Below are 24,475 nucleotides of genomic sequence, written 5' to 3'. Positions count from 1 at the left end.
GGGGCCTTTAGGCACCGGGCGCTCCCAATTTGTGAGCTAAGCCCGCAAGATCTGCGAACTCATCAGCCCGCGTGTCGACATTGCACTGATCTGTGCCGCCACGCATTATCCCGCTCAAATTCCAACTGGCTGGCGCAAGACCTTGGCCGGGCGTAACAATGCCGCCCTTAAGGCAGTCGTGATCGGTCGGGTCTATTCCGGTGATCGTGACGGGGTAACCACCTTTGGATTGAATCGGCACTGGATCAATCTGAATTGTCGCCATCTGCGCAACCTCCATGCTTTCCGCTAAGCATATAGGAGGCGCGGCCAGAACGCCAATGGCGCATCAAATTTCAAACTGAGACACTACCCGACGACGGCATGTGCCGCTACGCTTGCATTTGCGGCCCGACCCGGCTAACGGCCCGCGCTATTCCACATGGAAGGCGCTCATACCGGTGCCGGGCCTTGTCCGGTCACTGCCTTCCAGAGGTTCAACCGGGTAAGGAGAATATCTTATGGCGGCTCCCACCGTCTCCCTGCAGGCGTTGCTCGAAGCGGGCGCGCATTTCGGCCACCAGACGCATCGCTGGAACCCGAAGATGAAGCCTTACATCTTCGGCCAGCGCAACGGCATCCACATCCTCGACCTGTCGCAGACGGTGCCGCTGTTCGCGCGCGCCCTCGACTTCGTGTCGCAGACCGTCGGCGCCGGCGGCAAGGTGCTGTTCGTCGGCACCAAGCGCCAGGCGCAGGAGCCGATCGCCGAGGCGGCGCGCCGGGCCGGACAGCATTACGTCAACCACCGCTGGCTGGGCGGCATGCTGACCAACTGGAAGACGATCAGTAACTCGATCAAGCGCTACAAGGCGCTCGAGGAGCAGCTGGCCGGCGACACCGTCGGGCTGACCAAGAAGGAAGTGCTGCAGCTGACCCGCGAGCGCGACAAGTTCGAGCTGTCGCTGGGCGGCATCCGCGACATGGGCGGCATTCCCGACGTGATGTTCGTCATCGACGCCAACAAGGAAGAGCTGGCGATCAAGGAAGCCAACACGCTGGGCATTCCGGTCGTCGCCGTCCTCGATTCGAACGTCAGCCCGGACGGCATTGCCTTCCCGATCCCTGCGAACGACGATGCCAGCCGCGCGATCCGCCTGTATTGCGACGCGATCGCCACCGCGGCGACCCGTGGCAACCAGGGCGGCCAGGCGGCGCGGGGCGTCGACATTGGCGCGTTCGACGAGCCGCCGGCGGAAGCCGCGCTGGCCGCGCCGGAAGCGCCGGTCGCTGCCCCGGTCACCGAGGACGAGCAGGTTCCCGCCGCGGCTGCCGCAGAGACGGAAGTGCAGTCGGACGCCTGACGCCGGCGCCCGGGTCTGCCCAGCGGGATGCGGACCCACGATTGTCACATAGCGCGGGCAGGGCGCCGGGGACGGCGTCCGCCTGTCGCCTCATTGAATGAAAGGATCGGACCATGGCGGAGATCACTGCCGCGATTGTCAAGGAACTGCGCGAGCGCACCGGCGCCGGCATGATGGATTGCAAGAAGGCGCTGGCCGAGACCAACGGCGACATGGAAGCGGCGATCGACTGGCTGCGTACCAAGGGCCTGGCTGCCGCCGCGAAGAAGGCCGGGCGCCAGGCCGCCGAAGGGCTGGTCGGCGTCGTCGTGTCCGGCAACAAGGGCGCCGCCGTCGAGGTCAACAGCGAAACCGATTTCGTCGCCAAGAACGAGCAGTTCCAGGCGTTCGTCCGCGACGTGACGACGCTGGCGCTGGCCGGCGGCGACGATGTCGAGGCGCTGAAGGGCGCGACCATGCCGCAGGGCGGCACCGTCGCCGACGCGCTGACCCATAATATCGCGACGATCGGCGAGCATCAGTCGCTGCGCCGGGTGCGGACGCTCAGCGTCGATCAGGGCGCGATCGTTTCCTATGTCCACAATGCCGCCGCGCCGGGCCTTGGCAAGATCGGCGTGCTGGTCGCGCTGGAGAGCGCCGCGTCGGAGGACGTGCTGTCCGGCCTTGGCAAGCAGCTGGCGATGCACATCGCCGCCGCCAGCCCGCAGGCGCTGAACGCCGAGGGCCTCGATGCCGACGTGATTGAGCGCGAGCGCGCGATCGCCGCGGAGCGGGCGGCGGAATCCGGCAAGCCGGCCAACATCGTCGAGAAGATGGTCGAAGGCGCAATCGCCAAGTTCAAGAAGGAAGCGGCGCTGCTCAGCCAGTTGTTCGTCATGGACAACAAGACCCCGGTGCAGGACGTGATCGCTGCCGCCGCAAAGGACGCAGGCACGCCGATCGTGCTGAAGGACTATGTGCGCTTCCAGTTGGGCGAAGGCATCGAGAAGAAGGAGAGCGACTTCGCCGCTGAAGTCGCCGCCACCGCTGGCGTCAAGGGCTGACGCCACCCTTTGCATCATGATCCCGCCCGCGCGCGGTGCGCGGGCGGGCAATGCCCTTGGCAGCCCGATATGTGCTGACTAAGGTCGCGCGCGCAAATTCTTCCAGATCGGATCGCCCCTTCCCATGACACGCCCGCGCTTCAACCGGATCCTGCTGAAGCTATCGGGCGAGGTGCTGATGGGGCAGGGGCAGTTCGGCATCGATCCTGATACCGTCGCCCGTGTCGCCGGCGAGATCGCCGAGGCGAAGGCGGCCGGGCATGAGCTGTGCGTCGTCGTCGGCGGCGGCAATATTTTCCGTGGCCTGGCGGCGGCGGCCAAGGGCTTCGAGCGGACCAGCGCCGATTATATGGGCATGCTGGCGACGGTGATGAACGCGCTGGCGGTGCAGAATGCGCTGGAGCAGATCGGCGTCGACACCCGCGTCCAGTCCGCCATCCCGATGTCGACGGTGTGCGAGCCGTTTATCCGCCGCCGTGCCGAACGCCACATGGAAAAAGGCCGGATCGTCATTTTCGCCGCCGGCACCGGCAATCCTTATTTCACCACCGACAGCGCCGCTGCCCTGCGCGCGGCGGAGATGAACTGCGACGCACTGTTCAAGGGCACGTCGGTCGACGGCGTCTACGATGCCGACCCGAAGAAGGTGAAGGGCGCGCGGCGTTATGATAGGGTCACCTTCAACAAGGTCCTGTCGGACGACCTGAAGGTGATGGATGCCAGCGCGGTCGCGCTGTGCCGCGACAACGATATCCCCATCGTCGTGTTCAACATCCGCGAGCAGGGCAACCTGCTGAAGGTGCTGAAGGGCGAGGGAACCGCGACGATCGTTCAGAATAGCGAGGAGAGCTGAACCCATGGCCGCATATGACAAGGCCGATCTCGAGCGCCGGATGCGCGGCGCGGTCGAATCGCTGAAGCACGACCTGGGCGGGCTGCGTACCGGCCGGGCGAGCACCACCCTGCTCGACCCGATTACCGTCGAGGTCTACGGTGCGCAAATGCCGCTCAATCAGGTGGCGACGGTGTCCGCGCCGGAGCCGCGGCTGCTGACCGTGCAGGTATGGGACCGGTCCAACGTCGGGCCGGTCGACAAGGCCATTCGCTCGGCCGGGCTTGGGCTGAACCCGATCGTCGACGGGCAGAATATCCGCTTGCCGATCCCCGACCTGACCGAGGAGCGCCGCAAGGAACTGGCCAAGCTGGCCGGCCAGTATGCGGAAAAGGCCCGAGTTGCCGCGCGCAACGTCCGCCGCGACGGCAACGACGCGCTGAAGGTCGACGAGAAGAAGGGTGTCTACAGCGAGGATGAGCGCAAGCGCCACGAGAACGAGGTGCAGAAGCTGACCGACGCGACGATCGCCGACATCGATTCCGCCGCATCCGCCAAGGAAAAGGAAATTCTCGGCAAGTGACCTCCGCCAGCGCGAGCGCCGCGCAGCCGGCACCGGGCGAGGGGAACGGTGCGCCGCGCCATGTCGCGATCATCATGGACGGCAACGGGCGCTGGGCGAAGGCCCGGCACCTGCCGCGCGTCGCCGGCCACCGGCGCGGCGTGGAGGCGGCACGCGCCATCGTCCGCGCGGCGGGCGAACTCGGCATCGGCGTGCTGACCCTCTACGCCTTCTCGTCCGAGAACTGGCGCCGCCCGGCGTCGGAAATCTCCGATCTGATGAGCCTGATGCGGCGTTTCATCCTGTCCGACCTCGACGAACTGGCGAGGGCCGGGGTGCGGCTGCGGGTGATCGGCGATTATCGCGCGTTCGAGCCGGAACTGGTCCGGATGATCGACGGCGCGATCGAGCGGACTGCCGCCAACCGCCGCCAGACGCTGGTCGTTGCGCTCAACTACGGCGCGCAGGATGAGCTGGTCCGGGCGGCGCGGGCGCTGGCCGCGCAGGTCGGGGCCGGGGCGCTGGCGCCGGAGGCGATCGACGTCGCCGCCGTCAACACGGTCCTCGACACCGCCGGCTTGCCCCCCCCCGACCTGGTGATCCGCACCTCTGGCGAGCGCCGACTGTCCAATTTCCTGCTGTGGCAGGCAGCCTATGCCGAGTTGCTGTTCGTCGACACGCTGTGGCCGGATTTCGACAAGGCAGCGCTGGCGGCAGCGATCGCCGATTTCAGGCAGCGGGAGCGCCGTTTCGGCGGACTATGAGCAGCGGCGGCACCCCTGGCGGCGAGTTGGGCCGGCGTACCGTCGTCGGCGTCGCGCTGATCGCGGTGGCGCTGCTCGCGCTCTACGGCGGCGGTTGGGCGCTGTGGCTGCTCGGCGCGCTCGCCGGGATGGCAATGCTTGTCGAATGGGCGGCACTGGCCGGGGTGTCGCGCACTCATCGTCAACTCGCGCTTTACGCCCTCGTCGTGCCGCTCGCTATCATGTCGCCATGGGCGGCGGGACCGGATGGGTTCGCGCTCGGGCTGGTCGGCGCGGCGGCGCTGTTCGTCGCCGGGGTGACGCGCAACACCCGGCTGGCGCTGGGCATCGCCTATGTCGGCGTGCCGATCTTTGCGCTGTTGTTCATCCGCGCGCTGCCGGCCGGGCTGCTGCTTGCCTTCTGGACGCTGGCGCTGGTCTGGGCGACCGACATCGGCGCCTATTTTTCAGGGCGGGCGATCGGCGGGCCTAAGCTGCTGCCGGCGGTCTCGCCCAGCAAGACATGGGCCGGGCTGATCGGCGGCATGGCGATGGCGCTGGCGACGGGGCTGGTGTTTCACCAGTGGGGTGGGCTCGACCTGGGTCTGGCGCTGGCCAGCCCAATCCTTGCCATCCTCGCCCAGATCGGTGACCTGTACGAAAGCGCGCTGAAGCGCGCTGCTGGGGTCAAGGACAGCGGCACGCTGTTGCCCGGCCACGGCGGGGTGATGGACCGGCTCGACGGGGTGGTGACGGTGGCGCCGGCGGTGGCGCTGCTGCTTGCCGCCGGGGCGGTGCAATGAGCCGGCGGCGGATATCCATCCTCGGCGCGACGGGATCGGTCGGCGGGTCGACGCTGGACCTGATCGCCCACGACCGCGACCGGTTCGAGGTCGTCGCGCTGACCGCCCACCGCGACGTCGACGGGCTGGCCGATGCCGCGCGGGCGACCGGTGCACGGCTGGCGGTGATCGGCGACGAGGCGTTGCTGGGGGCGTTGCGTGACCGGCTGGCGGGCACTGACACGGAAGTGGCCGCCGGCGACGCGGCGATCGTCGCGGCGGCGGGGCTGGATGCCGACTGGACGATGGCGGCGATCGTCGGCAGCGCCGGCCTGCGCCCGGTGATGGCGGCGCTGGACGCCGGCGCGACGGTGGCGCTGGCCAATAAGGAGGCGCTGGTCTCCGCCGGTGCGATCATGACCCGCGCCGCTCGCGCCGCCGGTGCGACGCTGCTGCCGGTGGATTCCGAGCACAACGCGGTGTTCCAGTGCTTCGACCATGCCGCGCCGGAGCGGGTGGCGCGGATCGTGCTGACCGCCAGCGGCGGGCCGTTCCGCACCTGGAGCGCGGAGGCGATGCGCGCGGTGACGCCGGAGCAGGCGGTCAAGCACCCGAACTGGTCGATGGGCGCGAAGATTTCGGTCGACTCGGCGACGATGATGAACAAGGGCCTGGAGCTGATCGAGGCGTTCCATCTGTTCCCGGTCGGGACGGAACGGCTGGACATCGTCGTCCACCCGCAATCGGTCGTCCACTCGATGGTCGAATATGTCGACGGCTCGGTGATCGCCCAGCTCGGCACGCCGGACATGCGGACCCCGATCGCCCATACCCTGGCCTGGCCGGACCGGATGAAGACGCCGTGCCAGCGGCTCGATCTGGCGCGGACCGGCCGGCTCGACTTCGAGGCCGCCGACACCGTTCGCTTCCCGGCGATCGCGCTGGCGCGCGCGGCGCTGGCGGCGGGCGGCGCGCGGCCGGCAGTGCTGAACGCTGCCAATGAGGAGGCAGTGGCCGCCTTCCTTTCGCGGCGGATCGGCTTCCTCGATATCGCCGCAATTGTGCGCGACACGCTGGACGGTTATGACCCGCCGGCTCCGCATACGTTGGACGAGGTGTTCGCGATCGACCGCGAGGCCCGCGCCAAGGCCCGCGCGGCGATGGAGGTATTAGCCGCGTGACCCAGTATCCGGGCCTGTTTTCGACGGCGATCGCCTTTCTTCTGGTGATCGGGCCGCTGATCTTCCTCCATGAGCTTGGCCATTATCTGGTCGGGCGTTGGTTCGGCGTCAGGGCGGATGCCTTTTCGATCGGCTTCGGGCGGGAGATTTTCGGCATTACCGACCGGCGTGGCACGCGCTGGAAATTCGGCTGGCTGCCGCTGGGCGGCTATGTCCGCTTCGCCGGCGACATGAACCCGGCCAGCCAGCCCAGCGCTGAATGGCTGGCATTGCCGGCGGAAGAGCGCAACCAGACCTTTCAGTCCAAATCGGTGTGGCAGCGCGCGGCGATCGTCGCCGCCGGACCGATCGCCAATTTCCTGATCGCCCTGGTCATCCTGGGCGGTTTCGCGGTGGCGCATGGCGAGCCCCGGACGCCGGCCGTCGTCGACCAGGTCGTCGCCCAGTCCGCCGCCGACCGGGCCGGGCTGCGCGCCGGCGATCGCGTCCTGTCGGTCAATGGCCGGGCGGTCGACACTTTCGGCGACCTTGCCCGCTATGTCGTGGCGCGGCCCGACGAACAGGTGTCGCTGGATGTCGCACGCGAGGGCGCGACGCTGAACCTGCCGCTGGCGATCGGCGCGCGGATCGAGCGCGACCGCTTCGGCAACGAATACCGACTGGGCGTTCTGGGTGTGCGGTCGGCGCAGCCGGTCATCGTTCCGGTCAGCCTGATCGAGGCTCCGGTCGTCGCATTCCGCCAGACGGGCGCGATTTTGCGGATGATGGTCGACGGGCTGGGCCAGATCATCACGGGCCGGCGGCCGGTCAGCGAAATGGGCGGGCCGCTGAAAATCGCGCAGATTTCCGGCGAGCAGATGGCGGGCGGGCTGACCGCCTTCGTCGGCTTCATTGCGATCATCTCGATTAATCTCGGATTCATCAACCTGTTGCCAGTTCCGATGCTTGATGGCGGCCATCTGTTCTTCTACGCGCTGGAGGCGATACGGCGCCGGCCGGTCGAGGCGCGGGTCCAGGAATGGGCGTACCGGTCCGGACTGCTGGTCCTGCTGTCGCTGATGTTGCTAGTGACGTTCAACGACCTGTCGTCCTTTGGCCTGTGGCGTGGCCTGGCCGGGTTGATCGGTTGAGCGGGTTGGGGCAGTGCCCGTTTTCCTTGTTTCCAGTTGTTAAGGTGGGATGCGTGAGGGCAATGAAGGCAAGGACCGGGTCCAGGCGGCATCGCGTCCCGGCGCTGTTGATCGGCACAATGCTGGCCGGCGCCGGCGCGCCGGCCTGGGGGCAGACCCTGCCGACGGAGGTTCCGGCAACGGCGCCCACAACGACCGCTCCGGCGGCGGACAGCGTTCGCGGCACGATTACCCGGATCAACGTCACCGGCTCCCAGCGACTGGAGCCGGATACCGTTCGGTCCTATGTCAAGTTGCGGCCGGGCGAGGCCTATGACCGCGAGAGCCTTGACCAGGCGCTGAAGGATCTGTTCGCGACCGAACTGTTCGCCGACGCGACGATCCGCGCCGACGCCGGCGGCGTCATCACCATCGAGGTCCGCGAGAACCCGGTCATCAACCGCATCGTGCTGGAAGGCAACAAGCGGCTGAAGGAAGACAAGATCCGGCCGGAGATTCGCCTTGCCCCGCGCCAGATCTTCACCCGGTCCAAAGTCCGCGCCGACGTCGCGCGGATCATCGAGCTGTACCGCCGGCAGGGGCGCTTCGCCGCTGTGGTCGAGCCGAAGATGGTCCAGCTCGACCAGAACCGTGTCGACATCGTGTTCGAGATCACCGAGGGCGACAAGTCCAAGGTCCGCCAGATCAACATCCTTGGCAACACCAAGTTCTCCGCCGGCGAGTTGCGGTCGGAAATGGCGACCAAGCAGTCGCGCTTCTTCCGCTTCTTTTCGTCCAGCGACACCTATGACCCGGACAGGCTTGCCTACGACCAGGGCAAGCTGCGCCAGTTCTACCTGACCAACGGCTATGCCGATTTCCGGGTGATCTCCGCCATCGCCGAACTGACGCCGGACAAGCGCGATTTCATCATCACCTACGTCGTCGAGGAAGGCGAGCGCTACAAGTTCGGCGAGGTCGAGGCGGAAAGCGATATCCGCGATTTCAAGGCGGAGACGGTGAAGCACCTGATCCCGATGAAGGCGGGGGACTGGTACGACGCCAAGAAGGTCGAGGACACCGTCGACTCGATCACCCAGTCCGCCGGCCTGTTCGGCTACGCTTTCGCGCAGGTCGAGCCGCAGTTCCGCCGCGACCCGGAAGCGCGGACGATGTCGCTTACCTTCCAGGTGGCGGAAGCGCCGCGCGTCTATGTCGAGCGGATCGACATCAACGGCAACACCATCACCCAAGACAAGGTCGTCCGCCGCGAATTTCGCCTGCAGGAAGGCGATGCGTTCAACAGTTTCCTGGTCAAGCGTTCGCAGGACCGTATCAACTCGCTCGGTTATTTCCAGGAGAAGCTGGAGGTCAAACAGTCGCAGGGTTCTGCGCCGGACCGGGTGATCCTGACCACCAATCTGGAGGAGAAGCCGACCGGCGAACTGCAGCTATCGGCCGGCTATTCCAGCCTTGAACGCTTCATCATCAACGCGTCGATCACCCAGCGCAATTTCCGTGGCAAGGGCCAGACGCTCCGCGCGTCGGTCGACTATTCCGCCTATTCCAAATCGATCCAACTCGGCTTCACCGAACCCTATCTGTTCGACCGCAACATCGCGATCGGCGGCGATATCTTCCGTCGCGACCTGAACTCGTTCAATTTCGTCAACCGCGACCGCAACACCACCTATTCGCAGGTGACGACCGGCTTCCAGATCCGCGTCGGCGTGCCGCTGACCGAATACTGGCAGGCGCAGGCCCGCTACGGGCTGAGCTTCGACGACGTCACCCTCGACAAGTACCGCTTCTACCTGGACGGGCAGTGCAGCCCGCTGCTCGCCGGCCGCTATCTGTGCGACGCGCTCGGCAAGCGGACGACATCGTCGATCGGCTACTCGCTGGTGTTCAACAACCTGAACAACGTGCTGCGGCCGAGCAAGGGCCAGCGCTTCGCGATCCACCAGGATTTCGCCGGACTGGGCGGCAGCGTCAAATATCTGCGCAACCGGATAGAGGGCGCCAAATACTGGGGTGTCGGCGGCGGCTTCATCTTCTCCGTGCAGGGCGAGGGCGGCTACATCATGCCGCTCGAGAAGGGCACCGCCGGTGTCGATCCGATCCGGCTGGTCGACCGCTTCTACCTGGGCGAGCCGCAGATGCGCGGTTTCGACATTCGCGGTATCGGCCCCCGGGTGAAGCGTTATCCGCTCGACATCACGACGACGCCGGGCACGCCGATCCTGATCACCGACAAAAACCAGGTGACCGACGACGCGATCGGCGGGCGCTATTACTACATGGCCCGCGCCGAGCTGGAGATTCCGCTGGGTTCCGGCGCGCGCGACATGGGGCTGCGGCCGTCCGTGTTCGTCGACGCCGGCGCAGTGTGGGGCGTGAAGGCGCCGACGCCGATCCAGAACGAGAACGGCATCAATATCCCGATCCGCGACAGTGCGGGCAATCCGCTCTATTCGGACGGAACCGCGAACGGCTCGACGACACTGCCGGTGCGGCAGGACGGCACCGCCAACCCGCCGCTGACCCAGTTCATCTCGCCGTTCCGAGAAATCTTCTATGGCGACACGCTGAAACCGCGCGTGTCCGTGGGCTTTGGCGTCAACTGGAACTCGCCGTTCGGCCCGTTCCGCATCGACGTCGCCAAGGCCCTGCTCAAGGAACCGGGGGACGACACCAAATTGTTCACTTTCAACGTAGGAACGCAATTCTGATGAAAACCTTTCTGATGACCGCGGCGATCGCCGCCGCTGCTATCCCCGCCACCGCCCAAGCCCAGGTGGCCGTTGCCGATCTGCAGGCCGCCGTCCAGCAGTCCGCGGCGTTCCAGACCGCGACCACCCAGATGCGGACGACCTACAAGGCGCAGATCGACGCCTTCACCACCCGGCAGACCGCGCTCAACGGCGAACTGCAGCCGCTGATCGCCGCTTTCCAGGAAGCGCAGAAGAAGCCGGGCGCGACGGAGGCCGCGTTGAAGCCGCAGTTCGATGCGATCCAGACCAAGCGCACGGCGATCCAGCAGCAGCTGGCGCCGCTGTACCAGCCGATCGCGCGGGTGCAGGCCTATGTTGAGGAACAGGTCGTCGCCAAGCTGGATCAGGCAACCCGTGCCGCGATGACCAAGCACCAGATCAAGGTGCTGCTGCGCCCCGACGCCGCCTTCGCCTATGAACCGACCGCCAACCTGACCACCGCCGTCGTCACAGAACTGAACACGCTGGTGCCGACGGCGAGCATCACCCCGCCGGCCGGCTGGGAGCCGGGCCAGGAAGTCGCCGGTGAGCCGGCCGCCGGCACCCCGGCGGCGACGCCGCCCGCGAAGCCGCAGCCGCAGGGCCGATGACCGGGGACACCGGCACCGCCGCCATCGGCCCGCTGGATATCCGGCGGGTGATGGCGGCCCTACCGCACCGTTACCCGATGCTGCTGGTCGACCGGGTCGAGGAGATCATCCCCGACCAGTCGATCACGGCAATCAAGGCGGTGACGATCAACGAGCCGTTCTTCCAGGGGCATTTCCCCGGCCGGCCGATCATGCCCGGCGTGCTGATCGTCGAGGCGCTTGCTCAGGCGGCGGGTGTGCTTGCGGTGGAATCGCTCGGTCTCGCCGGGTCCGGCAAGCTGGTCTATTTCATGGCGATCGACGGCGCCAAGTTCCGCGTGCCGGTGGAGCCGGGCGTGCTGCTGCGGCTGGAGGTCGAATTCATCCAGAAGCGGGCGAGCGTCTGCAAGTTCGCCGGCCGCGCGCTTGTCGACGGCAAGCTGGCGGCGGAGGCCAATTTCACCGCGATGATCGCCGATCCGCCGGCCGGCTGACCGGCTTGCCATCGCCCCCGGCAGCGGCTAGGGCCGCGCTTCCATCCTGGCTGGTCGGAAACCAGCCGCGCAAGGAGCTTGATTCGTGAAAAAAGACACGCACCCCGATTATCACTTCATCAAGGTGCAGATGACCGACGGCACCGTCTACGAGACGCGGTCGACCTGGGGCAAGGAAGGCGACACGCTGCAGCTGGACATCGACCCGACCGTCCATCCGGCATGGACCGGCGGCAAGTCGTCGCTCGTCGACAGCGGCGGTCAGGTCGCGCGCTTCAACAAGCGGTTCGGCGGCCTCACCCTCGGCAAGAAGTGATCGCCCGGCGCTTGCGCGCGCTTGCCGGCATTGCCGCTGCGCTGCTCCTCGCGGGCGGCGCGCTCGCGGCGCCGGCCAAGGTGGACGATCCGGTCAAGGGCATCGTCGCTTCGCCGCAGTGGAAGGCCGCGCGTGACTCGCTGAAGGCCGGGCACGACCGCTTCGTCGCGGACATCATCACCATCACCGAGATTCCGGCGCCGCCGTTCGGCGAGGAGAAGCGCGGCGCGGCGGTGCGGGCGATGTTCGATCAGATCGGCCTTGTTGACGTGCGCGTCGATTCGGTCGGCAACGTCATCGGCTTGCGCAAGGGCACCGGCGCGGAAAGCGGGCTGGTCGTCATCGCTGCCCATCTCGATACCGTGTTCCCGGCCGGCACCGACGTGAGGGTCAAGCGGCAGGGGACCATTCTGTCCGCGCCCGGCGTCGGCGACGATAGCCGAGGGGTCGCCGCGCTGATCGCGATCGCGCGGGCGCTCGACGCCGGCAAGATCAGGACGAAGCGCGACATCCTGTTCATCGCCAATGTCGGTGAGGAAGGGCAGGGCGACTTGCGCGGCGTGCGCCATTTCTTCGGCAACGACCCGCTGGCCAAGCGGGTGAGTGCCTTCTTCTCGATCGATGGGACGGATGCGTCGCGCATCGTCACCGGCGGCGTCGGGTCGAAGCGCTATCATGCCATCTTCCGCGGGCCGGGCGGCCACAGCTATGGCGCCTTCGGCCTGGTCAACCCGATGGTTGCGATGGCGAAGTCGGTCGCTGCGCTTTACGAGATCACGCCGCCCACGGACCCGAAGACCACTTATTCGGCCAGCGTCACCGGCGGCGGCACCTCGGTCAACTCGATCCCGAACGCGGTGTTCATGGAATTCGACATGCGCTCGGTGAGCGCGGCGGAACTGGCCGCGCTCGACGGCAAGTTCCGCGCGATCGTCGAGAAAGCGGTCGCGGACGAGAACGCTGCCCGTTCGACCCGCGCCGGCACGATCAGCGTCGAGCTTAAGGTGATCGGCGAACGGCCGGCCGGCCATACGCCGGACGATTCGCCGCTGGTCCGCAACACGCAGGCGGCGATCCGCGCCGTCGGCCTGTCGCCGGAGCTGGAGGCAAGCTCGACCGATTCCAATATCCCGATGAGCCTCGGCATCCCGGCGGTGACGATCGGTTCAGGCGGCAAGGGCGCGCGCGCCCACGCGCTGGATGAGCATATCGATGTCGCCGAGCCGCTAAGCAGTCAGGGCTTGATCGCCGGCCTGACCTCGCTCGTCGCCGCCGCCGGCCTCGCCCGTTAGGGCGGGCGGCGGGAGCGCCAGAGGCTCTGGTGATCTGATGCGTCGTTGGAATGCCGCCGGAGATACGGCGCCGAAGCCGATTTCAGCGGCGCCGAATCCACCTTTAGCCGAGCGATGGCCGCAGTTTCTCCATTGCCGTCACTAGCGCCTCCGGGCTGCGGCAGAAACACAGCCGGTAGAAGCTTTCCGAGCCGGGCCCGAAGAAGCTGCCCGGCGCCAGGCCGACGCTGGTGTTCCGCAATATCTCCAGGCAGCCAGCCTTGGAATCCGGCATGCCGTCGACCTCGAAGAAGGCATACATACCGCCGGGTGGGCGGCTGGCCATGCGGACGCGCGGCATTGTGTCGAGCGCGTCGCAGACGATCCGCATGCCCTGCTCGCAATAGCGGTTCATCTCCGCGACGAACGGCTCACCCTGCTCGATCGCGGCGATCGCCGCGTCCTGCAGGAAGGTGGTGGTGCCGCTGGTCACGTATTGGGTGATGACCGCCAGCCGCGCGGCGACCGACGGTGGGTGGACCAGCCAGCCGAGCCGCCAGCCGGTCATCGCCCAGGATTTGGAGAAGCTGTTGACGATCAGCAGCCGATCCTCCGGATCGGCGACGGTCAGCAGCGACGGCGCCACCGGCTGGCCGAAGACCAGGCGATGATAGACTTCGTCGGCGATCAGCCAGACGCCCAGTTCGCGCCCCAGTTCCAGCAGCCGTGTCTGGACGTCGAGCGGAATCATCGCCCCGGTCGGGTTGCCGGGCGAGGCGAAGAAGATCGCCTTGGTACGACTGTCGCAGGCGGCACGTACCTTGTCGATGTCGAGCGACCAGCCGTCGGGGCCGTAGTCCAGCCGCACGGAACGGACCTGGCCGCCCACGATCTCGACGATGCCGCCGATGTTCGGCCAGACCGGATCGATGACGATGACGTTGTCGCCGGCGTCGACCAGCATCTCGATCGCCAGCATGATTGCGGGCATGCCGCCCGAGGTGACGGTGATCCGGTCTGGGTCGAGCGCGGTGCCGAGCAGGCGGTTGTGATAGGCGGCCAGCGTCTCGCGCAGCGGCGGAATGCCGTTCTGGTGCGAATAGAAGGTGTGGCCGGCGCGGATGCCGGCAAGGGCTGCCTCGCCGATGAAAGCCGGGGTCGGTAGATCGCCCTCGCCGAACCACAGCGGGATGATCGACGTCTTGTCGAAAGCCTCTTTCGCGATGTTGGCGATGTTGTCCAGCGAGATGGCGGCGATCTGCGCGCGGATGTCGTGGCGGGCGGGGAGACTGAGGTCGAAGCGGGACATTATACGGTCGAGTCCTGACTGGTGGACGAAAGCGCGGCGGCGAAGCCGGCCCGCGCGAGATTGATGTCGTCGGCGGCGATGACGAAGCGAAAGCCTTGGGCAATGCGTTCGCGCGCCTCCGTGGCGCTGGACGTAAAGATCCCGCACGGCACGCCGGCCTCGCGGGCGGCGGCAAGGATGGCGGCGATCGCGGTTTCGAGAGGCGGTCCGTCCCCGGCGAGGGCGAGGCCGAGATCCCCGGGGCCGATGAACAGCATGTCGAGACCGGGCGTCCGCGCGATCGCGGCCGCGTTGTCCAGCCCGGCGCGGGTTTCGATCATCACCGCGACCAGCGCTTCGGTCCGGCTGGCGGCAAGATAGGCCGGGAAATCCCGCAGCGGCCGCATGCCGCCGCCCGAACGGACGCCATGCGGCGGGTAATGGGCGGCGGCGACGACGGCGGCCGCTTCCTCGGCGGTGTCGACCAGCGGTACGATCACTCCCGCAGCGCCGGCGTCGAGCGCCTGGCCGATCGACAATGCCTGCTTGTCGGCGACGCGGGCCAGCGGCGTCACGCCCCAGGCAGCAACGACCGCCAGCGCGGCATGGGTCATGGCGCTGTCCCACTGGCCATGCTGCAGGTCGAGGACGATTGCATCCGGTGCCTGCTCGGCGGCGATTTCCGCCAGCGCGGCCGAGCCCAGGCTGAGCCACAGGCAGGATATCGCCTCGCCCGCACGCAGCCGAGCCAGCGTGCGGTTGGGAAAGGGGGATGCGGTCATCGCCGGATGCCCGCGTCAGCGAGCAGCGGCAGCACGTCGTTGATGAAGGCGGGAAGTTCGTCGAGATAGTTGACGAAGCTGATCGCGGTACCGTTGAAGCCGGCCTCGTGAATCCGGACCAGTTCCGACGCGATATGTTCCGGCGTGCCGACGAGGGGGTAGGTGCCGGCCCCGGCGGCGAAGCGCTTGGCGTGGAGCGTGTAGGCCGACGGATCGTGCGATCCGGACGTCGCCTGCTTCATCGCCATATAGTGTTCGACCGCGCCCTTGTCGGCCTCGCGCACCGCGATGCGGTCGTAATAATCCTCCGCTTCGTCCTGACTGGGGCGGCAGACGACGTGACAGGCGGTGAACACGCCAAGCGGCCGACCGGCCGCCTCGCCACGCGCCTTGACGTCGGCGATCGTCGCGGCGGCGTCGGCGATCTCGACGAAAGTGGTGAAGATATGGTCGCTGGTGCGTGCGGCGAAATCCCGCCCGGCGGGTGAGAAAGCCGCCGACAGCACGGTCGGACGCGGCCGCTGGAGCGAGAGGGGCGCGCCCTCGACACCGCGCAGCTTGTAATAGGCGCCGTCGAAATCGAATGGTCCTTCGCCGGCCAGGATGCGCGAGAACACTTCGTACCATTCATGCCCCAGCGCGTAGGGCTGGTCGGTTCGTTCCATGCCGAACATCGCGAATTCCGGGGCATTCCAGCCGCAGACGATGTTGAGGCCGGCGCGGCCGCCGCTGGCGTGATCGATCGTCGCGATCGCCTTCGCCGCCTGGACCGGGTGAACGAACGGCGCGTGGACGGTCGCGAACAGGGTCATCCGTTCGGTCGCGGTGGCGAGGGCAGCGGCCATCGTCAGCGTCTCGAACGAATGGTGCCGGGCGTTGGTGGTGCCGCCGAACCCCTTCCACCGTGCCAACGGCAGGAAGAAGTCGAAACCGGCACCGTCGGCGAGGCGGGCGAGGGCAAGAAGATCCGGCCAGGTGGCGCGCCAGCGTTCGGGCACTGTGGTGACAGCCAGGCCGCCGTCCGCGTTGGCGCCGAAAAGCCCAAGCTGAAACCTGTTCGTTTCCGTCATGATTGCAAGACCGCCCCGTTTCTAGTCCTTGCTAATCAATATGAGTTTGCATACACTTTGCCAAGGGTCCGTTGCGGAAATTCTTTGGGGGGCAACAGGAAGCAAATAAGACGGCCCGAAAAGGGGCCGTCGCTGGGCCGGCCGGCAGGCGCGGGCCCTCTGCAATCCGGAAATACTCTATGCAGGGCGGCACGGTCGCCTTAGAAATCACATGAATCGGAATATAAATATGCAAGCAGGGAGGCTTGGTGGCGAACCAGAGTGAGATAGCCGAGCGCGAGCACGGCTTGCAGCAGAGCTTGAGCCGCCGGCAGATCGTGATGATTGGCCTGGGCGGGGCGATCGGCACCGGGCTGTTCGCGGGCAGCTCGCTCGCCATCGGCTATGCGGGGCCGGCGGTGATCGTCAGCTATGCGATCGCGGCGGTGATCGCGGCGGCGATGGTGTTCAGCCTGTCCGAAATGGCGGTGGTCCACCCGAGCGCCGGGTCGTTCGGTGTCTATGCCGAAACCTATTTGAACCGCTGGTCCGGCTTTGTCGTGCGCTATACTTACTGGATGGCGCAGGTCATCGCTGTCGGCGGCGAGGCGACGGCGGCCGGCGTCTATATGACCTTCTGGTTCCCGCATATCCCGGTGTGGATATGGTCGGTCAGCTTCGCGATGATCGTGGTCTATTTCAACGCGCGATCGGTGAAGAATTTCGGTACGATCGAATATTGGCTGGCGCTGATCAAGGTATCGGCGATCGTCATCTTCATCATTCTGGGTTTTGCGACGATCTTCGGCATCGGCATGCCGGCGACCGGCCTGCACAATCTGACCGGCCTGCCCGGCGGCTTCATGCCCATGGGGTTCGGCGGCGTCTGGATGGCGGTGGTGGTCGGCATCTTCTCGTTCAGCGGCATTGAGGTGATCGCGGTGACGTCGGGTGAGACCGCCAACCCGGAGAAGGCGATTCCGGCCGCGCTGCGGACGATGGCGATCCGGCTGTTCCTGTTCTATGTGCTGGCGCTGACCATCGTCGTCGCCTTCGTGCCGTGGACCGAAACCGGCGCGACCAGCATCATCACCGCCAGCCCGTTCGTGAAGGTGTTCGAACATAGCGGCATCATGCACGCTGCCGGGATCATGAACTTCGTCGTGCTGAGTGCAGCGCTGTCGAGCATGAACACCAACGTCTATCTGTGCTCGCGCATGTTGTTCTCACTGTCGCGCGACGGCTTCGCGCCGCGCCTGCTCGGCAAGTTGACGCGCAGCGGCACGCCGATGGTCGCGACCCTGCTGTCCGGCGGCGCCATCCTGTGCGTGTCAGCGGTGTCGAAGCTGACGCCCAAGGCCTATACTTACCTGTTTGGCATCGCCCTGTTCGGCGCGATTGTCGTCTGGATGATCGTGATGTGCAGCCATATCGCGTTCCGTCGCGTGAACCCGCCGGAAACCCTGCCAGTGCGGATGCCGCTGTTCCCCTATCTGCAGATCATCGGACTGTGCCTGCTGGCCGCGATCCTGGTGACGATGGGCCTCGACGATACCGCGTGGAACGTATCGTGGCTGGTCGGGGTGCCATGGCTGCTGCTGCTGTCACTGGCCTATTGGTTGTGGCGCCGCCGGCAGCCGGGTCGGGCATGAGCGCAGAGGCGAATTTCTACCGGCAAGGGGATGAAATGACAGTCGATTTCGATGGGTTGCGGCAACGGTTTCCGCTGCTGGCGCACAAAACATATTTGAACAGCGGTTCGTATTGCGCGCTGGCCGACAGCGTGAAGCAGGCGTTCGAGGCCTATATGGCCGACCGGCTGGCGGTTGGTGCCAACTGGGACGTGTGGGTCGATAAGAACGAGGCGGTGCGCGCCCGCGTGGCTCGGCTGATCAACGCCGAGCCGGATGAGATCGCGGTGACCGCGTCGGTTTCCGCCGGACTGAACGCGCTGTCCAGTGCGCTGGATTTCACCGGCGAGCGCAACAAGGTCGTGATTACCGATTTCGAATTCCCGACCGCCGCGCAGATCTGGCATGCGCAGGTGCCGCGCGGCGCCGAGGTCGTGCACGTCCGCCGCGATGCCGACGGCTATATCCCGGTCGAGCAGTTCCTGGACGTGATCGACGAGCGCACCGCGCTTGTTGCCGCCACCCAGGTCTGTTTCCGCAACGGTGCCCGGCTGGACGTCGGTGCGATCGGCCGGCTGGCGCACGAACGCGGCGCGAAGATGCTGGTCGACAGCTATCAGGCGGTCGGGTCTCTGGAAATTGACGTGCGCGCGCTGGACGTCGACTTCCTTGTCGGCGGCATGCTGAAATATCTGCTCGGCACCGCCGGCATCGGCTTCCTCTACGTCCGCAAGGGGTTGATCGCCGATCTGGTGCCGACGAACAGTGGCTGGTTCGCCCAGGACGACATCGTCGCGATGGACATCACCGCCAACCGACCGTCGCCGACCGCGCGCCGTTTCGAAGCGGGGTCGCCGGCAGTGGTCAATTGCTATGCGGCGGAAGCCGGGTTGAACCTGCTGCTCGACATCGGCCTGGATGCCATCGCCGCGCGGAATCAGGCGCTGAGCGGCCTGCTCATGGACCGGTTGGCCGCGATCGGCTGGCCGAGCGTGACGCCACGCGCCGATGCCCGGCGCGGCACGACCGTTGCCATCCCGTCACGCGATGCCAAGGGGCTGTGCGCGGCGTTGATGGAGCGCGACATCGTTACGTCTTTCCGCGACGACAATGTCCGTGCCAGTTTCCACTTCTATAACAACGAAGCCGACGTCGATTCGGCGATTAACGCGCTCGCGTCCCTGAAGGCGCGGTTTGGACCGGAACAGGAATGAGGCGGTAACCGGGGCTCATGTCCATCAGGATCATTCGCGAGGCAGAGGTGCGGGCGATTTTGCCCGTCGACCGCTGCGTCGCCCTGATGGACGAGACGATGCGCGCCGTGTCGGCCGGCCGGGCCGTCCTTCCGCTGCGCTCGGTAATGGCGATGCCGGGCGGTGGAGCGCTGGGCAACATGCCCGGCTGTCTCGCCGACCCGGCCTGTTTCGGGGTCAAGCTGGTCAGCCTGTTCCCCGGTGACGGTGGCCGCCATCCGTCGCATCACGGCGTCGTGCTGTTGTTCGAACCAGAGCACGGCCGGATCGAGGCCATTGTCGATGCCAGCGCCATCACTGCGATCCGCACGGCGGCGGTGAGCGGTCTCGCGACGCGGCTGCTCGCGCGCGCCGATGCGGGCGATCTGGCGCTGCTCGGCGTCGGGACGCAGGCCCGCAGTCATTTGCGGGCGATGCTGGCGGTGCGGCCGCTGCGGCGCATTCGCGTCTGGGCGCGCGACGGTGCGAAAGCGCGCGCCTTCGCCGAAAGCGAGGGGGCGACGCACGGCGTCGCGATAGAACCGGCCGCCAGCGTCGAGGCGGCGGTGGCGGGTGCCGATATCATCTGCACGCTGACCAAAGCGCGCGCGCCGATCCTGTCCGGTGGCTGGGTCGCGCCCGGCGCCCACCTGAACATTGTCGGATCGAGCGTCGTGACCGCCGCCGAGATCGACGTCGCGCTGGTCGCGCGAGCGCGGTTCTTCGTCGATTATCGCCCTTCCGCGGAGGCAGAGGCGGGCGAGTACCGGATGGCGCTGGCCGCGGGAGCGATCGGCCCGGATCACATCGTAGGAGAGATCGGCGCGGTGGCGAGCGGTGCCTGTGCCGGCCGGATCGCGCCGGAAGATGTCACGCTTTACAAGTCGCTGGGTGTCGCAGCCCAGGACCTTGCGGCGGCGTATTTCGTGCTTGATCAGGCGCGCCGGCGGAATATCGGCGTCGAGGTGCCGTACTGATCGAGCAAGGCGGCGGATGGCCTGGCCCAAGTGGATGAATGTGTTCTGGCGTATCGGATTGGCAAGGGGACGAGGACGGGATGAGCAAAGCGCGCGCGCAGGCGGCAAAGGATGACCTGGAGATCGGCGACGACTGGCTCGAGGAATTCATGCCCTATCGGCTGTACCGGGTCGTCAACCGTCTGAACCTGCGCCTGCAGAACCGCCTGAAGGCGATCGGCGTCAGCCCGTCGCAATGGCGGGTGTTGAGCGTGCTGCGCTCGCACGGGACGCTGACCATCGGCAAGATCGTCGAACACACGCTGATGGAACAGTCGACGGTCAGCCGGGTGATCGACCAGTTGGAGCACGATGGGCGGGCGCATCGGCGGACGTCGACGGCGGATTCGCGGATGATCGAGGTGGTGCTGACCGAAGCTGGGGTCGACGCGTTCGAGAAGATCCTGCCGGCGGCGCGGCGCCATGAGCGGATCGCTATGGAAGGCTTTTCCGTCAAGGAGATCGCGGCGCTGCGCGGCCTGCTCGCCCGGCTGGAAGACAATATCACCCGCGACGATTACTGACGCGCCGCGCACGCCTCACAACGGCGATTGCGGCGGGCTGTGCTTTCTAATACCGAACGGAACTGAGCGGCGGATCGCTCAGGAGGAGTTCGGCGGATTGTTGGCCCATCCACCGTTGTCTGTCACGGCGCTGCGCGCGGCCTGCCGCGTCGACGGGGTCATCACCTTGTTCTACTACGCCGATGTACCGGCCACGGCCCGCTGGTACGAGCAGGCGATCGGTTTCGAGAAGGTGCTCGACTATGGGTGGTTGGCGATCTTCCGGATTATCGATCATGCCTATCTGGGGCTGGTCTCCGGAGAAGTGGGCAGCCAGCAGCCGATAGCCGGCGCCAACAAAGGCGCGATGGTGACGATCGCGACGCGCGACCTGGAACGCTGGCACCGCCACCTGGTCGACACCGGTGTTGCCGGGGTGGAGAGCCACCTGCAACGGGGCTGCGAGGGCGACACGCTTGAGTTCAAGATTCGCGACCCAGGCGGCTATACGCTCGAATTCTTCCAGTGGTTGGAGACGCCGCCCGGCATGCGCGTGGAGGATTAACGCTTTCGGCCCCCGAGCCACGGCGATAGTCGCGATGTGCAATATACGTAGTTTGGTGCGCGAATTACGTGATGAATAATTGATATATATTAGAGATAGTGTCGGCGGCATTAACGATGGCCACGACGTTTACTTGAATGCCTGGCTGATATCCTGATGCGGCACGGCAATTGCTTGATGATCCCTGCCTGAAACAGGAGGGTATCATGAAGAATCAAGGTGTTATGACTTGCGTAATTTCCGTAGGGGCGATGCTGATGGCATCCGCGGCGCCGGCGGCGACGATCAGCAGTTCAAGCTACGGCGTGTCGGCGAACCTGAATGTTGTCGGGGCGCTGAGCGCATCGCTGGGGCCGGTTGCGACGGCGTCCGGATCGGCGCCCGGCGCGTATGACGTCAGCGACAGCCTGCTGACCCTGCACCAGTCGTTGGCGCTGATCGCGTCGCCGCTGTTGTCGGCCGGCGAGCAGCTGAATGGCGGCGTCATCACCGCGACGGCCAGGTCGGATTATCCGGCGACGCCCCGCGGCAGCGCGAGCGCGACGGTCGCCGACCTGTCAGCCGGGCTATTCGTCGATACATTGCTGTTGCCGCCGGCGCTGATCGCCGGGATCGATTCGAAAACGGTGCGGTCCAGCGCCTGGGTCGATGCCGGCGCCGGGCTAAGCGTCGGTGGGTCGACGGTGCTCGAACAACCGGCGTTAGGCGGGTCGGTGCTCGGCTCCCTCGGTATCGGCGGCGGGCTGTTCGCCAGCCCGGCGGCCAACACCGTGCTGGTCGATCTGCTCGGTCTACGGATCGTACTGAACGAACAGACGGTCTGGGGCGACGGCATTTCCAGCCTCGGCATCGCGACCAACGCGATCCATGCTTCGTTCGACAACTTCCTGCTCGGCACGCAGTTGCTGAACGGCGACATCATCATCGCGCATTCGCAGGCCGAGATCAGCGGCTATTCGGCGTCTGCGGCGGTTCCAGAGCCGGCAAGCTGGGCGATGCTGATCGCCGGCTTCGGGCTGGTCGGCTTCGCGATGCGGGCCCGGCCCCGGCCGCGCATCGTCACGGCCTGATCAGCGCCCCGGACGCCGGCCTTCACCCACGCCGGCGCCCGGGGTAGGCCGCGGCTATTCTTTCAACCGCGCGCCTGATCGTCTATCGGCCGGGTTTCGATGATCGGATGACAGGAACCCGTGACCCTTTACGCTCGCTTCGCCGCCGAACTCGGCGCCATTCTCGACAGGCTTGAACAGGACGGCGTGCTGCCCGCCGGGTTGAGCCGCGCCCATATCGCGGTTGAGCCGCCGCGCGACGCATCGCACGGCGACCTGGCGATCAACGCGGCGATGGTGCTGGCCAAGCCGGCCGGGACCAATCCGCGCGCGCTGGCCGAGGCGCTGGCGGAACGGCTGCGGGCGGTCGCCGGGGTCGAATCGGTCGCGGTTGCCGGGCCGGGCTTCATCAACCTGACGCTGAACGACGCTGTCTGGCGGGCCGAGCTGGCGGAGATCCACGCGCGGGGCGACGACTATGGCCGGTCGGCGATCGGCGCCGGGCGCAAGGTCAATGTCGAATATGTCTCCGCCAACCCGACCGGGCCGATGCACATGGGGCATTGCCGGGGGGCGGTGGTCGGCGACGCGCTGGCCAGCCTGCTGGAATATGCCGGGCACGATGTGATCCGGGAATATTACGTCAACGACGCCGGAGCGCAGGTCGACGTTCTGGCGCGGTCGGCGCACCTTCGGTATCGCGAGGTTCTCGGTCAGGTTATCGGGGAGATATCAGAGGGGCTGTATCCCGGTGATTACCTGAAGCCGGTGGGGGCAGCGCTAGCGGCGGAATTCGGGGATCGTTACGTAGACGTTCCAGAGTCCGAATGGCTGGCCCTTTTCCGTGAGCGCGCGGTGGCGGCGATGATCGCGCTGATCAAGGCCGACCTGGCGCTGCTCGGCATCCACCACGACCTGTTCTCGTCCGAGGCGGCGATCCACGCCGAGGGCAAGGCCGACGCGGCGATCGCCCGGCTGCGCGAACGCGGGCTGATCTACGAAGGCGTGCTGGAAGCGCCGAAGGGCGAGACGCCGGACGACTGGGAGCCGGTGGAACTGACCCTGTTCCGCGCCACCCGATTTGGCGACGACCAGGACCGGCCGGTGAAGAAATCCGACGGGAGCTGGACCTATTTCGGCGGCGACCTGGCCTACCATGCGCAGAAGGCGGAAGGCGTGGACGCGCTGATCGACATCTGGGGCGCCGACCACGCCGGCACGGTCAAGCGGATCAAGGCGGCGGTCGCCGCGCTGACCGAGGACCGCGTCCAGTTCGACGTCAAGCTGATCCAGATGGTCCGGCTGCTGCGCGGCGGCGAGCCGATCAAGATGTCGAAGCGGGCGGGCAATTTCGTCACGCTAGCCGACGTGGTGCGCGAAGTCGGCAAGGACGTGGTGCGCTTCACCATGCTGACCCGCAAGGCCGACGCGCAGATGGACTTCGATTTCGCCAAGGTGGTCGAGGCGTCGAAGGACAACCCGGTCTTCTACGTCCAGTACGCCCACGCCCGCATCCGGTCGATCGGCCGGCGGATCGCCGAGGCCGGGATCGATTGCGCCGGGACGCCGGATCTGGAGCGGCTTGACCGCGAGGAACTGGCGCTGGTCGCGCTGGCCGCGCAGTTCCCCCGCGTCGTCGAGGCGGCGGCCGCCGCGCGCGAGCCCCATCGCATCGCCTTCTACCTGTTCGATCTGGCGGCGGCGTTCCATGCCTATTTCAACATGGGCAACGACCGGCCCGACCGGCGGGTGCTGATGGCAAATGATGTGGAAACCACCTGCGCGCGGCTTTATCTGGCGAACGGAATCGGGCAGATCATCCGCAATGGCCTGGCCATCATGGGGGTCGCCGCGGTCGAGGAGATGAAGTGATGACCGACACCGATCGAGACGGCCTGTCACTGCGCGACGAAGACCGTCTGCCCTGGCTGGAGCCGGTCGACGACGAGGATTATGACGACGAGGGCGTTTCGCCGCTGCGCGTTGCCCTGTTCGTGCTGCTTGGCCTGGTGCTGATCGGGCTGGTCGCCGGCGGCGTCTACTGGTGGCAGAACCGCACCCCGGCCGCCGAAGGCGACGGCGCGCTGATCCAGGCGCCGACCGGCGATTACAAAGTCAAGCCGAACGAGCCGGGCGGCATGGCGGTCGAAGGGCAGGGCGACACCACCTACGCCGCCAGCCAGGGCGCCGCGCCCGACGCCAAGCTTGATCTGGAAGCGGTGCCGGAAGCGCCGGTCGTGCTGCCACAGGCGGTCGACGCGCCGCCCGCGCCGCCGCCGGTGGCCGCCGCGCCGCGCCCGGCCCCGGCCAAGGTCACGTCGACGACGGTGCCGGCGAAGCC

24 protein-coding genes and 1 pseudogene are annotated in these 24,475 nt (G+C 66.8%); 21 read left to right on the top strand and 4 right to left on the bottom strand.

Annotation, left to right across the window (positions count from 1 at the left end):
- Positions 1-7: 7 nt before the first annotated feature.
- Entirely contained in the window at positions 8-280 is a 273-nt protein-coding gene (locus tag E4A53_RS09760) for a hypothetical protein (protein WP_136162921.1), read from the bottom strand.
- A gap of 220 nt (positions 281-500) precedes the next feature.
- On the opposite strand from E4A53_RS09760, the gene rpsB reads away from it, so the two are divergent.
- The 13 genes from rpsB (at position 501) to E4A53_RS09695 (ending at position 13,040) form a co-directional block, all read left to right on the top strand.
- Complete coding sequence (gene rpsB / locus E4A53_RS09755; protein WP_136162920.1) at positions 501-1,343, top strand: 30S ribosomal protein S2; 843 nt, start codon at positions 501-503, stop codon at positions 1,341-1,343.
- 113 nt (positions 1,344-1,456) lie between these two features.
- A complete protein-coding gene (gene tsf, locus E4A53_RS09750) occupies positions 1,457-2,386 on the top strand; it encodes a translation elongation factor Ts (protein WP_136162919.1) in 930 nt (309 codons plus the stop codon).
- A gap of 124 nt (positions 2,387-2,510) precedes the next feature.
- Positions 2,511-3,239: a UMP kinase gene (gene pyrH, locus E4A53_RS09745; protein WP_136162918.1), complete on the top strand. Its 729-nt coding sequence runs from the start codon at positions 2,511-2,513 to the stop codon at positions 3,237-3,239.
- Positions 3,240-3,243: 4 nt separating this feature from the next.
- The gene (gene frr / locus E4A53_RS09740) at positions 3,244-3,801 is read left to right on the top strand and encodes a ribosome recycling factor (RefSeq protein WP_136162917.1); all 558 of its coding nucleotides are present in this window, start codon (positions 3,244-3,246) and stop codon (positions 3,799-3,801) included.
- Entirely contained in the window at positions 3,798-4,544 is a 747-nt protein-coding gene (locus tag E4A53_RS09735) for an isoprenyl transferase (protein ID WP_136162916.1), read from the top strand. Before frr ends, E4A53_RS09735 begins: the two co-directional genes overlap by 4 nt.
- Complete coding sequence (locus E4A53_RS09730) at positions 4,541-5,326, top strand: phosphatidate cytidylyltransferase (protein WP_136162915.1); 786 nt, start codon at positions 4,541-4,543, stop codon at positions 5,324-5,326. Before E4A53_RS09735 ends, E4A53_RS09730 begins: the two co-directional genes overlap by 4 nt.
- On the top strand, positions 5,323-6,486 hold the full coding sequence (locus E4A53_RS09725; protein ID WP_136162914.1) for a 1-deoxy-D-xylulose-5-phosphate reductoisomerase: 1,164 nt from the start codon (positions 5,323-5,325) through the stop codon (positions 6,484-6,486). The genes E4A53_RS09730 and E4A53_RS09725 overlap by 4 nt, the downstream gene beginning before the upstream one ends.
- Positions 6,483-7,616 carry an RIP metalloprotease RseP gene (gene rseP, locus E4A53_RS09720; protein WP_136162913.1) on the top strand — a complete coding sequence of 378 codons (1,134 nt, stop codon included), beginning with the start codon at positions 6,483-6,485 and terminating at the stop codon, positions 7,614-7,616. The genes E4A53_RS09725 and rseP overlap by 4 nt, the downstream gene beginning before the upstream one ends.
- A gap of 62 nt (positions 7,617-7,678) precedes the next feature.
- The gene (bamA, locus tag E4A53_RS09715) at positions 7,679-10,327 is read left to right on the top strand and encodes an outer membrane protein assembly factor BamA (protein WP_136162912.1); all 2,649 of its coding nucleotides are present in this window, start codon (positions 7,679-7,681) and stop codon (positions 10,325-10,327) included.
- The gene (locus E4A53_RS09710) at positions 10,327-10,959 is read left to right on the top strand and encodes an OmpH family outer membrane protein (RefSeq protein WP_136162911.1); all 633 of its coding nucleotides are present in this window, start codon (positions 10,327-10,329) and stop codon (positions 10,957-10,959) included. The genes bamA and E4A53_RS09710 overlap by 1 nt, the downstream gene beginning before the upstream one ends.
- Entirely contained in the window at positions 10,956-11,432 is a 477-nt protein-coding gene (gene fabZ, locus E4A53_RS09705) for a 3-hydroxyacyl-ACP dehydratase FabZ (protein WP_136162910.1), read from the top strand. Before E4A53_RS09710 ends, fabZ begins: the two co-directional genes overlap by 4 nt.
- Positions 11,433-11,517: 85 nt before the next feature.
- Entirely contained in the window at positions 11,518-11,748 is a 231-nt protein-coding gene (rpmE, locus tag E4A53_RS09700) for a 50S ribosomal protein L31 (RefSeq protein WP_136162909.1), read from the top strand.
- A gap of 11 nt (positions 11,749-11,759) precedes the next feature.
- Positions 11,760-13,040, top strand: coding sequence for a M20/M25/M40 family metallo-hydrolase (locus tag E4A53_RS09695; protein WP_239018241.1), 1,281 nt, complete (start codon positions 11,760-11,762; stop codon positions 13,038-13,040).
- Positions 13,041-13,143: 103 nt separating this feature from the next.
- Here the strand turns inward: E4A53_RS09695 and E4A53_RS09690 are convergent, their stop codons facing one another.
- From E4A53_RS09690 to E4A53_RS09680, 3 genes are read right to left on the bottom strand one after another with little or no spacing between them, the layout of a single operon-like run.
- Positions 13,144-14,328, bottom strand: coding sequence for a pyridoxal phosphate-dependent aminotransferase (locus E4A53_RS09690; protein WP_136162907.1), 1,185 nt, complete (start codon positions 14,326-14,328; stop codon positions 13,144-13,146).
- The gene (locus E4A53_RS09685; protein ID WP_136162906.1) at positions 14,328-15,089 is read right to left on the bottom strand and encodes an HpcH/HpaI aldolase family protein; all 762 of its coding nucleotides are present in this window, start codon (positions 15,087-15,089) and stop codon (positions 14,328-14,330) included. The genes E4A53_RS09690 and E4A53_RS09685 overlap by 1 nt, the downstream gene beginning before the upstream one ends.
- On the bottom strand, positions 15,086-16,159 hold the full coding sequence (locus E4A53_RS09680; protein WP_136162905.1) for an LLM class flavin-dependent oxidoreductase: 1,074 nt from the start codon (positions 16,157-16,159) through the stop codon (positions 15,086-15,088). Before E4A53_RS09680 ends, E4A53_RS09685 begins: the two co-directional genes overlap by 4 nt.
- Before the next feature lie 248 nt (positions 16,160-16,407).
- On the opposite strand from E4A53_RS09680, the gene E4A53_RS09675 reads away from it, so the two are divergent.
- The 8 genes and pseudogenes from E4A53_RS09675 to E4A53_RS09640 all read left to right on the top strand — a co-directional run.
- Positions 16,408-17,790, top strand: a complete 1,383-nt coding sequence (locus E4A53_RS09675; RefSeq protein WP_239018240.1) for an amino acid permease — start codon at positions 16,408-16,410, stop codon at positions 17,788-17,790.
- A gap of 35 nt (positions 17,791-17,825) precedes the next feature.
- Positions 17,826-18,983, top strand: coding sequence for an aminotransferase class V-fold PLP-dependent enzyme (locus E4A53_RS09670; RefSeq protein ID WP_168694349.1), 1,158 nt, complete (start codon positions 17,826-17,828; stop codon positions 18,981-18,983).
- Positions 18,984-19,000: 17 nt separating this feature from the next.
- A complete protein-coding gene (locus E4A53_RS09665; RefSeq protein WP_206366291.1) occupies positions 19,001-19,978 on the top strand; it encodes an ornithine cyclodeaminase family protein in 978 nt (325 codons plus the stop codon).
- A gap of 80 nt (positions 19,979-20,058) precedes the next feature.
- Positions 20,059-20,541, top strand: coding sequence for a MarR family winged helix-turn-helix transcriptional regulator (locus E4A53_RS09660; protein ID WP_136162903.1), 483 nt, complete (start codon positions 20,059-20,061; stop codon positions 20,539-20,541).
- 115 nt (positions 20,542-20,656) lie between these two features.
- On the top strand, positions 20,657-21,085 hold the full coding sequence (locus tag E4A53_RS09655; RefSeq protein WP_168694348.1) for a VOC family protein: 429 nt from the start codon (positions 20,657-20,659) through the stop codon (positions 21,083-21,085).
- Between the two features lie 257 nt (positions 21,086-21,342).
- Positions 21,343-22,155, top strand: a complete 813-nt coding sequence (locus E4A53_RS09650; protein ID WP_239018239.1) for a PEPxxWA-CTERM sorting domain-containing protein — start codon at positions 21,343-21,345, stop codon at positions 22,153-22,155.
- Positions 22,156-22,275: 120 nt separating this feature from the next.
- Positions 22,276-24,006, top strand: a complete 1,731-nt coding sequence (gene argS / locus E4A53_RS09645; protein ID WP_136162900.1) for an arginine--tRNA ligase — start codon at positions 22,276-22,278, stop codon at positions 24,004-24,006.
- Positions 24,006-24,475 (top strand): annotated as a pseudogene (locus E4A53_RS09640) (SPOR domain-containing protein); the annotation flags it as partial. The gene argS and the pseudogene E4A53_RS09640, both read left to right, overlap by 1 nt.

Origin of the sequence: Sphingomonas flavalba (assembly GCF_004796535.1) — a bacterium.
In the GTDB taxonomy this organism is placed as follows: Bacteria; Pseudomonadota; Alphaproteobacteria; order Sphingomonadales; family Sphingomonadaceae; genus Sphingomonas_L; species Sphingomonas_L flavalba.
This window is presented reverse-complemented; position numbering and strand designations above follow the sequence as displayed.